The sequence below is a fragment of the Leisingera sp. F5 genome (assembly GCF_001593695.1).
In genome coordinates this window covers 1-12,112 of the sequence record NZ_LUKH01000060.1, presented here as the reverse complement: position 1 = coordinate 12,112, position 12,112 = coordinate 1, and the positions used below count along the sequence as shown (strand labels likewise).

At 55.3% G+C, this 12,112-nt stretch carries 11 protein-coding genes; 3 read left to right on the top strand and 8 right to left on the bottom strand.

From position 1 onward, the window contains the following. The first annotated feature begins 35 nt into the window (after positions 1 to 35). The gene (locus A2I95_RS22820) at positions 36 to 941 is read left to right on the top strand and encodes a hypothetical protein (RefSeq protein WP_291733539.1); all 906 of its coding nucleotides are present in this window, start codon (positions 36 to 38) and stop codon (positions 939 to 941) included. Here the strand turns inward: A2I95_RS22820 and A2I95_RS22815 are convergent. From A2I95_RS22815 to A2I95_RS22800, 4 genes are all read right to left on the bottom strand, one after another. Continuing rightward, entirely contained in the window at positions 837 to 1,925 is a 1,089-nt protein-coding gene (locus tag A2I95_RS22815) for a glycosyl transferase family 2 (protein ID WP_291733537.1), read from the bottom strand. The two genes, A2I95_RS22820 and A2I95_RS22815, sit on opposite strands and share 105 nt — an antisense overlap. Position 1,926: 1 nt before the next feature. Next, positions 1,927 to 2,880, bottom strand: coding sequence for a glycosyltransferase family 2 protein (locus A2I95_RS22810; protein WP_291733536.1), 954 nt, complete (start codon positions 2,878 to 2,880; stop codon positions 1,927 to 1,929). A gap of 434 nt (positions 2,881 to 3,314) precedes the next feature. Then, the gene (locus A2I95_RS22805; RefSeq protein WP_291733535.1) at positions 3,315 to 4,214 is read right to left on the bottom strand and encodes a hypothetical protein; all 900 of its coding nucleotides are present in this window, start codon (positions 4,212 to 4,214) and stop codon (positions 3,315 to 3,317) included. Between the two features lie 3 nt (positions 4,215 to 4,217). Continuing rightward, complete coding sequence (locus tag A2I95_RS22800) at positions 4,218 to 5,036, bottom strand: hypothetical protein (RefSeq protein ID WP_291733534.1); 819 nt, start codon at positions 5,034 to 5,036, stop codon at positions 4,218 to 4,220. A 411-nt stretch (positions 5,037 to 5,447) separates the two neighbouring features. On the opposite strand from A2I95_RS22800, the gene A2I95_RS22795 reads away from it, so the two are divergent. Both A2I95_RS22795 and A2I95_RS22790 read left to right on the top strand, forming a co-directional pair. Beyond that, positions 5,448 to 6,125: a bifunctional 2-polyprenyl-6-hydroxyphenol methylase/3-demethylubiquinol 3-O-methyltransferase UbiG gene (locus A2I95_RS22795; RefSeq protein ID WP_291733533.1), complete on the top strand. Its 678-nt coding sequence runs from the start codon at positions 5,448 to 5,450 to the stop codon at positions 6,123 to 6,125. 929 nt (positions 6,126 to 7,054) lie between these two features. Continuing rightward, entirely contained in the window at positions 7,055 to 8,743 is a 1,689-nt protein-coding gene (locus A2I95_RS22790) for a hypothetical protein (protein WP_291733532.1), read from the top strand. Here A2I95_RS22790 and A2I95_RS22785 read toward each other — a convergent pair. The 4 genes from A2I95_RS22785 to A2I95_RS22770 form a co-directional block, all read right to left on the bottom strand. After that, entirely contained in the window at positions 8,710 to 9,132 is a 423-nt protein-coding gene (locus tag A2I95_RS22785) for a hypothetical protein (protein WP_291733531.1), read from the bottom strand. The two genes, A2I95_RS22790 and A2I95_RS22785, sit on opposite strands and share 34 nt — an antisense overlap. Beyond that, positions 9,129 to 10,541 carry a GMC family oxidoreductase gene (locus A2I95_RS22780; RefSeq protein WP_291733530.1) on the bottom strand — a complete coding sequence of 471 codons (1,413 nt, stop codon included), beginning with the start codon at positions 10,539 to 10,541 and terminating at the stop codon, positions 9,129 to 9,131. Before A2I95_RS22780 ends, A2I95_RS22785 begins: the two co-directional genes overlap by 4 nt. After that, entirely contained in the window at positions 10,538 to 10,762 is a 225-nt protein-coding gene (locus A2I95_RS22775) for a hypothetical protein (protein ID WP_291733528.1), read from the bottom strand. The genes A2I95_RS22780 and A2I95_RS22775 overlap by 4 nt, the downstream gene beginning before the upstream one ends. A 28-nt stretch (positions 10,763 to 10,790) precedes the next feature. Continuing rightward, on the bottom strand, positions 10,791 to 12,112 hold a 1,322-nt coding region (locus A2I95_RS22770), incomplete at its 5' end, for an O-antigen ligase (protein WP_291733527.1).

Below are 12,112 nucleotides of genomic sequence, written 5' to 3'. Positions count from 1 at the left end.
CCTTCATGCAAGTGAGAAAGCGCTTGGTGTGATCCATGCCTGCCACGCTTGGCCATATCGGAATCCAATATCTGGTGACGAAGGCGTTTTTGCCCGCCGCTGATGTGAAATGGATATTGGCAGGATGCGTCGTGCCGGATGTTCCATGGATCATTCAACGTGCTGCAACCGGGTTGACTGACGTACCGTTGATAGATCTGCGTTTGTTTGCAATCGCCCAGGGCAGCTTGGTGATAAGCTTGGTTTTATGCGCCTTCCTGGCCACTTTCAGCAAGAGATTTTGGTCCGTTTTTCTTATTCTGGCACTGGGTTCCGTTCTGCACTTGGGGCTTGATGCTTTGCAGACAAAATGGGCAAACGGTGTTGTTTTGCTGGCGCCGCTGCGATGGGATTTGCTGAACTTCGGCATGTTTTGGCCTGAAGACTGGCCGACCTATGCGCTGTACGGTCTGTCAGTTGCGGCCGGAATTCGGATTTGGGCAAATGATCCAAGATCTGGCACTGACTTGCAGTTCCCGAGCGGATGGAGGGCGCCAATTGCAGCCCTGCTATTGGCAGCATATGCCAGTCTTCCAGTCCTTATGAAGGATGGTGTGCGGGCGGCAGATCTGCACTATGCGGCCACACTCGAAGATACCGGAAACAGAATCGGAAAGCCGATAGAGTTCGATAGAAGCCGCTTCGGCATTTTTCCGGGCGGCGCCAATCTGAAAGCCTGGACTGGCGAAGAGTTTCAGTTGATCGGGCATCTTCCAATTCAAGGTGAAACCATCTCCATTCGCGGCAGGTTTGAAACGTCAGCGGCAATCCGCGTTTCCGCGTTTCATACACACGTTTCAGGTGTGCGGGACGCTGCTTCCTACAGCGGGCTTTTGGTCGTCGTTTTGTGGTGGGTTTTCTGCATCGCGGACCGATGCCGTGCCGGCTTTGGGCGGTACTGAGGGACGCCCGCGCAGAACCTCTTCGATTTCATAACTGCGCAATCTTCGGCTTGACGAAAAGATAATGATTTCACCCACCAGACCGAGCGCCACGATCTGAATTCCTAAAACCAGCATCAGAACAGAGAAGACCAATGCGGGGCGGTCGGCAAGCGGGGCTCCGAAAAAGAGGCGCTCAATCGCGAGGTAAGCGGTCAGCAAAGCTCCGGCGATGATAAGCGGGACGCCGATGGAGCCGAAAAACCGCAGGGGGCGCTTAAGGTATTTCAGGCCGACGAACAGTGTCATCACATCGACAAGCGCCCCGACATGGGCATTGGGCTTGAACTTGTAAATCTTTTGAACGTCAAAATCTTTTACAATCGGAAGGTCCACTTCCTTGACGCTATAACCTTCCGATGCTGCGATCAGCGGCAGAAAATGCTGCCGGACGCCCAGCTCTGCAACACGCAGGAACACGTCTCTGCGCCCGGCCCGCGCCCGGCAAAAGACATCATCGAAACTTTGGTGGAAAAGAATGTTCAGGAGGCCGTGAATAATCCAGGCGCGAAACCTCTGCATGCCGCTTCTGTTCAGCCCGCTGCGCTTGCCAGCGACCATGTCGGCCTGCCCGGCGGCATCAATCAGGGTACTGATAGACTTGGGGTCGATTTCGGGCCAGGACGGAAGGGTCAGAACAATTTCGCCCACCGCCTGGCCAAGCCCGTGCTTGATGGCTGCGTCTTCCCCTCCCCAGGGGCGCATCGCATAAAGTTTCAAGTTCGGCCACTGCGTTTTCAGCGGGTTCAGAGCGTCACGAACCCCGTGCGAGGCTTGTTCGAAAACGACAATCAGCTCATAAGGCTCAGGCCTGCCGTCAAGTACGGTCCGGAAGCCCATCAGCAGCTCGGCGATGCCTATTCCATCGCCTTCTGCACTCATGATCACTGAAACCAGCCCGGTTGAAGGCGCCCCGGGTCCAGCCGGGTTTTGATCGTGAAGCATATTACTCTCTCTCTGGCAGTGCGCTCTTTGAATGGCCGCCCTGCCAATACAGATCAGAGGGACCGATCTGGCGGTGTATCAAGCTGCACACCATGCCGATCAAAAACAGAAACAGTGTCAAGGATCCGAAAAGCATTGAAACCGATGTGTAAACCATCACGCTGCCTGCCGCGGCTGTGCCCTGGCCGATGAGCACAGGCCCCGCAAACAGAAGCGCTGCGGCGGCAGAGCTGAGAGCAAGCCCGGTAAAACGGCGCATCGGGCGGCGCGCAAACAGAAGCAGGGTTTTGATCGTGATCAGGTCAAGCAAAACCTTGAAAATCCTGGAAAGCCCGTATTTTGACTCGCCAAACTGACGCGCGTGGTGCCGGACACCGACCTCTGCGATCCTGGCGCCGACAGGGAGGGTCATGGCAGGAATGAACCGGTGCATGTCAGAATAAAGCGGCACGCGCTTAATCACATTCGCTCTGTATACTTTCAGCGAACACCCGTTGTCTCTCACGGGCAGGCCTGTGATCCGGCCGATCAGCTGGTTGGCAATCATTGATGGCAGTTTGCGCGACAGCCATTTGTCCTGCCGGTTGATCCGCCAGCCAATGACCATGTCAAACCCGTCATCGATTTTCGACACCATCATCGGGATGTCGGCCGGGTCGTTTTGAAGATCGCCATCCATGGTTACGAGCACTGAACCGCGCGCATATTCGATGCCCGCAGCCATCGCAGCAGTTTGCCCGTAGTTTTTCCGGAATTTCAGCACAACGACACGGGGATCGGCGGCTGCAAGGTCTGAAAGTTTTGAGAAACTGGCGTCGGTCGACCCGTCATCGACGAATATCAGCTCAAACGGAAGACCTGCAGCATCAAGAGTTTCTGCGACCTTGCTGTACAATACATCAACGCTTTCTTCCTCGTTCAGTATCGGAACGATTACAGAATACCTGACAGCCACTGCCCTACCCCCGCTTCAAGATCTACGGTTACTCAAACTCCAGTGTTTCTCCAATACAGGCTCCCGGCCCCAAGATGCATTGACCTTAGCAATGCAAGTAAATGAAGACAATTCTTGAAGAAACTAGGCCGCTTTGACATCATTGCTAGGCCGGAACGGGAGAGCAATGATGCTTGCTTGGTGCGCCGCTCCCCAGCTTTTGATCGCCAGAAGCTGGAGTTTTCCGGCTCTGTCACGATGACGGGCTGGTGACGCCCGCCTGAAACCCCGGACCGGAAGCGGGGTGTTTTCCCGCCGGACATGCTCTAACTATAAAATTGTGCCAATTAGGCGGAACTGATCGGAGGCGGGCGCGGGAAATCATCATTTTTTCATCAAGCCGAAGATTGCGCAGCTATGAAATCGAGGAGGTTCTTCGCGGCCGTCCCTCAGTATCATCTGAACCAGGCACGGAAACGGTCCGCAATGCAGAAAACCCACCACAGGATGACCGCCAAGAGCCCGCTGTAGGAAGCAGCGTCCCGCACACCTGAAGCGTGCGTATGAAACTCGCAAACGCGGATTGCCGCTGGCGTTTCAAACCTGCCGCGAATGGAGACGGTTTCACCCTGAGCTGGAAGATGCCCGGTCAACTGAAACTCTTCGCCAGTCCAGGCTTTCAGATTGGCGCCGCCCGGAAAGATGCCGAAGCGGCTTCTGTCGAACTCTATCGGCTTTCCGGTTCTGTTTCCGGTATCTTCGAGTGTGGCCGCATAGTGCAGATCTGCCGCCCGTACGCCATCCTTCATAAAGACAGGGAGACTGGCATATGCTGCCAATAGCAGAGCTGCAATTGCCGCCCTCCATCCGCTCGGGAACTGCAAGTCCGTGCCGGATCTTGGATTATTTGCCCAAACCCGAATTCCGGCCGCAACTGACAGAAGATACAGCCCATAGGTCGGCCAGTCTTCAGGCCAGAACAGGCCGAAGTTCAGCAAATCCCATCGCAGCGGCGCCAGCAGAACAACACCGTTTGCCCATTTTGTCTGCAAAGCATCAAGCCCCAAGTGGAGAACAGAACCCAGTGCGAGAACAAGAAAAACGGGCCAAAACCTCTTGCTGAAAGCGGCCAGGAAGGCGCATAAAACCAAGCTTACCGCCAAGCTGCCCTGGGCGATTGCAAACAAACGCAGATCTATCAACGGTGCGTCAGTCAGCCCGGTTGCAGCACGTTGAATGATCCAGGGAACATCCGGCACGACGCATCCTGCCAATATCCATTTCACATCAGCGGCGGGCAAAAACGCCTTTGTCACCAGATATTGGATTCCGATATGGCCAAGCGTGGCAGGCATGGATCACACCAAGCGCTTTCTCACTTGCATGAAGGTTTGGAGCACCAGAAATCCGATCAAACCCTGCAGCGGGCCATAACATGCTGGAGACCGGCCGCATGACCGGACCCAACGCTCAAGGCTGCGGAAGGGATGATCAGGATCGAGCAGGAATTCGGCAGCAAACCCAAAGCGCCCGACAGCAGAAGTTTGGGTCGGAAACGGCAAAGGGTCTGAACCTGCAAGAACACGCCACCCGTTTGTTTCGGCTTCCGTCAGCGCCTTCGGGCGAGGCGTCCCCTTAAGACGGACACCGGTATCAGCAAGACAAAACCTTGCAGAGACCGGCGCGGCAGCCGCAAGCGACCGGATGATGCGCCCGCGCTCTCCAACCCATTTTCCGACCCCCCACGGAAGCACGGCAAGAGCTGCAAGGCCGTCCGCAACAGCCATCACGTCGCGCAGAGGAAGGCCATCTGCAATGGTTTCTGTCGTGCCGTGGACAAGAACTTCAAGGCCTTCTGCTGTTACGATCTGGCGGCCTGCAATGATAAAAAGCCGGCACCCGTCACGGCTGCACGCGACCCTGGAAACCGGTTCCGCGCAGGGTTCGACAGACCAGATGCCAGCGCGATTGGGAAGCGAGGAAAAACGGTCGGTGCCCGCTGTTTCTGTCAGCAGCAGAAAACCGGCCGATCCTTCAGGCGGCCCGGAAAGCCCCATGTTGCGGCGCGCGCTGTCCAGCACTCGCGCGGTATCGAAACCGGGATGCAGATGCACATGGCCATCCACCTTATGAATTTGCGGAGATGAGCAGCTCTCTGCTAAGCTATTGTTGTTCAAAGCCACCAGCCTTTTCCCAATGCAACTCTTGAAACCCGTATTTAAATCGGCACTATTTCAAGAAACCGGCAATACAGAAGGAATGCCCATGTGCAGACCCATTTGAGTGGTTCAAATTGAAAGTTAGTGCAAGGCTGGCTGCGCCGCTACCCGGCTTTGGACCATCCGGCTGGAGATTTTCCGGGCAGCAGGTCAATTGAGACTGCGACGGCTCCATGGCGCAGCCGGTGGCAGAGTTCCGGTCGCCATGCCAACAAGACCCGGGACAGCTTTCCGGACCGGGCAAGCGCCGGAAATCTTCACATCCGCAATCCAAATCCCGTGGGGGATCCAAGCTTCCTTTCAACTGGGCAGTCAGGCAAGATAGATATATAAAACCAAGGTGAATGCACATGGAAAAGGCGTTGTCATATGCTTGACTTGGAGCGTCAGGATTGGGGCAATTTTGCTTCGAACATTGAGTTCCTGGAGCGTACGGGACTGCTTCAGTCACCAAAACGCATTCTTGAGATTGGCTGCGGTGAAGGGCGTCTGCTGCAAGCCCTTCATGAGGCCGGCCACCAGATCTCCGCAATCGATCCAGAGCGTGACGCCCTTGATCAATGCCCGCCCGGGCTCGACGTCCAAGTCGCCGATGGCGCCAAGCTGCCCTTCGATGACAATTGCTTCGATCTCGTGCTCAGCTTTGATGTTCTCGAGCACATTCCGGATACCGACCGCCACCTGGAAGAGGTGCGCCGGGTCCTTAAACCAAATGGGCATTATCTCCTTCAGACTCCGAACAAGTGGGCCAACATACCATTTGAAATGGTGCGCTGGTCAACGCTTTACGGCATCAAGCGGACCTTCGATTTTCTCAAGCCGCCACAACATTGTGCTCTGCACAGCTACTATCAATTGAGACGGCGCTTTTCAAAACATCAATTCGATATTGAGTTCTTCGACATCGGTGTCGTCAATGCATACTTTATTGGAAAGGTTAAAATGTACCTTGGCCGCCCAGGGGTTTTTATGCTTAAGATCATTAATCCGGACCGGCTGCCGATCCCTCTGCGAACAAATTTCTATGTGAGAGCACAGTTGCACTGAAGTGTTTCTGACGGCCTTCTCGCCGTGACTCTTTTATTTTCCGGACTTCTGTCTGACCTCCGCTTCATGGCGGCCATGATGAGAAACAAGCTCAGTCTTATCAAACTGCTCTAAACCGGCCCATTGGTGCTGACGCCAGACAACCGGGAGCTGGCCAGGCCGATCTCATTCCCTTGGCAGATTGGCATACCGCCTGGTTTCAGGGGGCCGCAGGGGAATGGCAGCGCCGCTACAATCGCGAGCGCACTCATCAGGGCAAAATGCGTTGCGGAAAAGCACCGTTCCAGACCATGATTAAGGGTAAGGAAACCTGGAAGAAAAAGTTCCTGAACTGAACTTTGACTGACAGTTGCCACCGGAAACCCGGGAAAATGTCAGATCACATCCGAAGCGCTACAGATAAAACACAAAAACCTGAAATGGAAAACGGGAGCGTTACAGTGGCTCCCCTTTGCGGATCAAAGTTTCGATATGGTGACATATTTTATGGATATAGCGCATATTGGCGGCTGGTAAAGCTATCCGGCGGAGCCAGAACAAGCCGCCAGAAAACCTGCCGTCATCGATTCCCGGGTCTCTGGTGGCGCAAACCTTTTAGACCCGGCAGAATTCAGACTGAAGAAACAGCTCGAAGGCGGTATTCGGAAGTTCATGATGATGAAAAAATCTGATATTGTATCTTTATTGTATAACGTTGAGTTTTCCGAGGAGGCTTCGATCGGACAGTTTGCACCCCCGATGGCGTTTCATCGCACGATGTCGCCGCCAGAAATTTCAAAAGTGCTCGAGAACAGTTTTTGGCCAGTTCGGATTGACCAAACCTTTGGCGCACCCGTTGTGCCAAAAAACACACGCAGCATATAGGGGGGGTATTGGTGGCAGAGCACTGTGGATTAAGGGGGAACAGTTCTGATCAGGGGCGCAACAACGTGCATTCCATCACTGTTGTTATAATCGGTTTGATTGCATTTGTTTTGGCTGTTTTCACCCGGACCGGAATGATTGATCATCCCCTGATCTATGATGAGCTTTATCAGTACCTGCCCGCTGTCAGCTGGCAGGAAGACCGGACTCTTTCTGTTTTGGATGGCGCATACACCCGGGCCGCGCATTTCACTCAGGTGATTGCGCTGAGCTTTGATATCCTCGGGGAGCAATCAGCTTTCGCCGCGAGACTGATACCCGCGGTCATTCCCGGCGCGGTCATGGTGTCAATGGTCGTGGCATGGGCTTATCATGTCAGCGGTGCCGTAACCGCGCTGATCACGCTGACTTTTTTGCTTTTCTGGCCAAACGGCATCGAAGTATCCCAGTATATTCGATTTTATGCCGCGCAGGGTATGCTGTTTGTAGCAGGGGCCCTGCTTGTCTACATTGCCTTTGCCAATCTCACTTCGCTTGCATGGCAGCTGACCGCTCTAGCCGTGGCAGCCGCCCTCTTTCTGATTGCGCTGGATCTGCAAATGCTTACCGCCTTGGGCGTCGGCGCAACAGGGATCTGGATTCTTTTGGTTTTTTTGCCAGGCTGGTTACGGGCAAATCCTTGGCTCTGGTGGCTGGCTGGCGCCGTGGCGGCTGTGATTGCGGGTATCCTGCTGAGCGGCGCGTTTGCAGAGAAAATCCACTGGCTTTGGGTCACATACAATTGGGAGCCTTGGCCGCCTGTTGACGACACAACGTTCTATCACCGGAATTTCAGAGACAACTACCCCACATTCTGGCCTCTCTTCCCGGTGATTTCCATTGTTGCACTGCGTGTAAATTTCCTGCCTGCCTCTTTTTGCCTGATACTGTTCGCAACGACCTTTTTGCTGCAGTCCTTCGGAGGGCTGAAGAACATCAGGTATCTCTTTTCAACAATGCCGTTCTTCTTCGTCCTCTGGGGGATAGGCTTGCAGGCATTATTGCCCGCGCTCTGGCGCCTTCTGAGGGATACCTCAGTCAAAGCCATGCCGCCTCGTCTTCCTGCCTCTTTGAAACATCCTCTTTCTTGCCTGATCCTCCTCATCGCAACGGGTTTCTTAGCTCTCTCCAACCCGGTTTTCGTGCGCAGTGCGAAGCTGATGATGGGGCAAGATGGAAATATGCTGTTAGGCAAAACACGCTGGCAATGGCAGGATGCTGATGTATTGCTTGCGCCATGGCTGGCGGACAATGCCCTCATCGTGACCGATGAGGAAATGCGCGCAATAGAATGGCTGGGGGACTTCGATCTGGCTTATAACAGGCCAAGGTTCTCTGAGTTTCTGTATGTGCGCAGCCCGGACACGCCGCCGTTCACGACCGATCTCAGGACGGGCCGCCCCCTGATCGGAGATTTTTCCGATTTCAAACTCACAGTCCTTTGCAATCCGGTGGGTGTTTTTATAACCAACCAGCCCGGCATCCGAAGCCCGAACATCATCAGGCTTTTGCAGGAAACCCGGACCGCAGGCGTGACTGTCGCATTGAACAGCGGGAACGGGGTGTCCATTGCAGGATGGAAGCACGGCGACAGCACAGTCCCGCCCGCTCAATGCGCGCGCCTGCCGGATTTTGGCTCCCCCTCGGCCGCTGGCCGTATCCTTTCCGGCCAATCCATACCTCAGAGAGTCTCTTCGGCAGCTGCGGAAAGATAAGAACCGCAAGCCGGGAGCCAAGGGTCGGCCAAACCATAGTCGAATTGAGCTGCCCGCTGCTGCTGGACTGCAATAATGTTGCTTCTGGTCAGGATCGTATACAGGAACCGGTCCCGAAGGGCGGCAGCCGGGCCGATCATCTTCATCTGGTCGCCATGCCAGGCAAAATACACCTCCGCGGCCAGTTTTTTGGCCGGGCTACCCTGCCCGGAATATGATGCAAATTCAGTGACAAAATCGGCAACCCCGTCAAGATTCAGAACATCAGGCCCAAAATGATCGCGAAGCGTACGCTTTAGAAATCCAACCGTCCCGCCCAATGACACTGGAACCGCAACAAGAGCTGTTGCGGCGGCGCCCATCACAAACATCCGGCGGCGCATTTTCATAACAGTTCTCCTGCATAAAGAGATAATGCCGCAAGCGTCAGTGTCGGATTGGCGGCAGACCCTGTGGTGAACACGCCAGCGCCCAGGCAGGCGAGATCCGGCGTTCCGAAAACACGGCATTTCCTGTCAACAACCCCGCCGGCGCGATCCCAGGCCATTGGTGTTCCGCCGACAATATGCGCCTCGGTCGGCTCAAAGCCGCCTATTCTGACAATCTCATGCTCGAAGGGGATCAAGGAAGGCAGAAGCTCACGGCCGCGCGCAAGACCCGCATAGGCATAATCACTGTGCCCGGTCCATAAAACAACCGGTTCCCCGTCCTTCAAGACAACCCGGTTGCTTGCTTGCGGCAAATCCTCCGCCACCAGTTTGAGCTTGAGCCGCTGCAGCCATTTCCCGCGCTCCAGCCTGAGCGAGGGAGGCGCATTCCAGCTTTCAATCAGCACCGACGCAGCTTCGCGGCGGAAATCCCCGTCATAAAGCCCATAGCCCATGCCGGTCAAAGACGTGCCGCCATAATAATTGTCGAACGGGATATCGGCCCAAATGAATTGGCCAAGCTGTTCGTGAATACCGCGGCCGACCCGTTCGGAGCCGATGCCGGAGCGCAGAAGAATGGCAGAGTTGTAGATCGGATTCGCCCCCAGGCCGACGAAATCTGCACGCAGCGTGACCGGGCCTGCGTCCGCAGTGCTGACCACAACCCCCGCTGCCCGGCCTGCAGCAGTTTCAACCACCCTGCATTCTGCATCGAGAAGATACTGAAAACCCTCATCCGCAAACAGATCAAGCGAGTTCAGTATCGTGAACTTCGCATCGATGGGGCAAAGATTGCAGGTGCCAGACACGCAGCAGGCGGGGCGGCGGCCGCCGTTGGACCGGGCACATGGCATTGGCTGCCAGCTCGGCTCGGCTTTGAAAAGCCTGCGTTCCGCCCGGGTCGGAACATGCGGCGGAAACGGGAACGGTGCGCTGCGCGGTGCATATCCGGCCTCATCCGAGCCGGCGACATCCATCAGGTATTCCGCCTCGATCATGTAAGGCTCAATGTCAGCGTAGGAAACCGGCCAATCCTGGGCCACGCCGTAGCGCGAACGAAGCTCGAAGTCGCTTGGCTGCAAGCGCGGCGTATTCCCCCACCAGCAATTCGAACATCCGCCGAACTGATGGCGCACGGTCCAATCCTTGCGCTGCCCGGAACTGTTCTCCTGAGCCACTTCGCCAGCCGGGCGGTGCAGCCGGGTTTCAAGCTGCCTGTCGTGGTCGACATAAGGCCCGCGCTCAACAAAGAGCACCTTCAGACCCTTGCCCTTCAGTTTATAGGCAAAGAAGAACGAGGCGAAACTTGTTCCAACCAGAATGACATCCCAGCCGTTTTTTTGCGCCTCTTCTGCGGATACCAGTTTCAATTTGCGACCCTGTTCATTCCCGTTTCAAGGCGTGGTTCAACCTCATGACCGAAGAAGCTGTTGAGCTTTCGGCCATAGGCGTTCGGGCTGAACTCTTTTATTGTTCGCGCCTGTGCCGCAGCCCCCATGCCGGTTCGCAGATCTGGATTGCGGAGCAACGCCCCCCCGCGCGCCATATCCTTGGCGTTTGGCTCCACCCGCATTGCAAATGCCTCCCCCATTCCGGTGCCTAAAGCAATAGGCCTGATCTCATCCCATGACGTGCAGCCCGCTGGCCTGTTTCCCGGAGCCTGGAGCTGCCGGAAAACCACGCAAAGACATCAGGCCTCCTGTCAGAGAGAGTATCGTCAAAAGCGCAAACGGTGCGAGCAATTCAGACTCCGTCATGCTCTTGGCTAATGTAACAGCGCAGACACAAAGAAAGAAAACAGTTGAAACCGGTTCAGATTTATTCCTGAAAAGAAGGATGCAGCCAATGGTCCAGAGCACAATAAGGACACAAAATGACAATCCGATCAGGCCTTGATGCACGGCAATTTCATAATACGAATTGTGAAAAGAGAAGGTGGCGTAGTCTGCCTTGTGGAATTCTTCGTAGATGCGGCTGGCTTCTGACAGTTTGTCATACGGGGTCCAGAACCCGCCGGCCCCCACACCAAGAAGCGGCTGCTGTTCGATTTGTGCGGCCGCATACTGCCACAGGACCGTGCGGCCAGTCAGCGTGCCGTCTTTGCCAAAAGCTGCAAGGACGGTATTGACCGGATCAACTGTCAATGATGAGAAGAAAACACCTAGCATCAGAACGGTGATGCCGGAAACCGTCAAAGCCGCAATGTAGAAAAAGGGGCTTTTGAAGATACCGGATCGCGGCAGAATGCCCAGGCAGAACACAAGCCCGAAAATGCCAAGTGCAAGCAGCACAGCTGTTGCGGAGTCTGATCTATGTATTTGCCAGACAGCCAGGGCTGCCGCAACAGCCGCCAGCAGTTTAACCTTTTTTGAGAACCCGGTGTCGATAAGGATGCAGAGCGAGGCGAGCCACAAAATCACCATGGCGGACCCCATTGTATTTTTGCTTGAAAACACCCCTCGGGCGACTGTTCCGGTCCCCGTATAAGGGGCCAGAAAGCTCATTACGGCATAGTAACCTGATACAATCAGAAGCGATATGAAAAGATCACGCGCGGTCAGGCGTGTCGCGATGCAGTAACAGATCAAAATCGTGAGCATCAACTGCAGGCCTGATTTCAGAATGAGCCCGGTCTGGTCGCCCCAGAGTGCGGAAAGCAGCCACCAGGCCGGAAAGACAAACAGGACAGCACTGCGCGCGGCCAGCGGGAAAATCCTGGGGAAATCCCGCACGAAAGCCCAGGCAAAATAAAGTGCCAAAGGATAAAGGACCAACTCGTCAAACCGGAACTGTTTGAAAGTGACAAAAATCCACAACGTCACCAGGATATGGTCCCGGCGGCGCTCGAGCACCTCCCGGTTTGAAGGATATGCCATCGTTACAGTCATCCTGCAGACCCTGTCCGGTGATTTTCCAGGATATGCGCGGCCAGGCGCAGCGC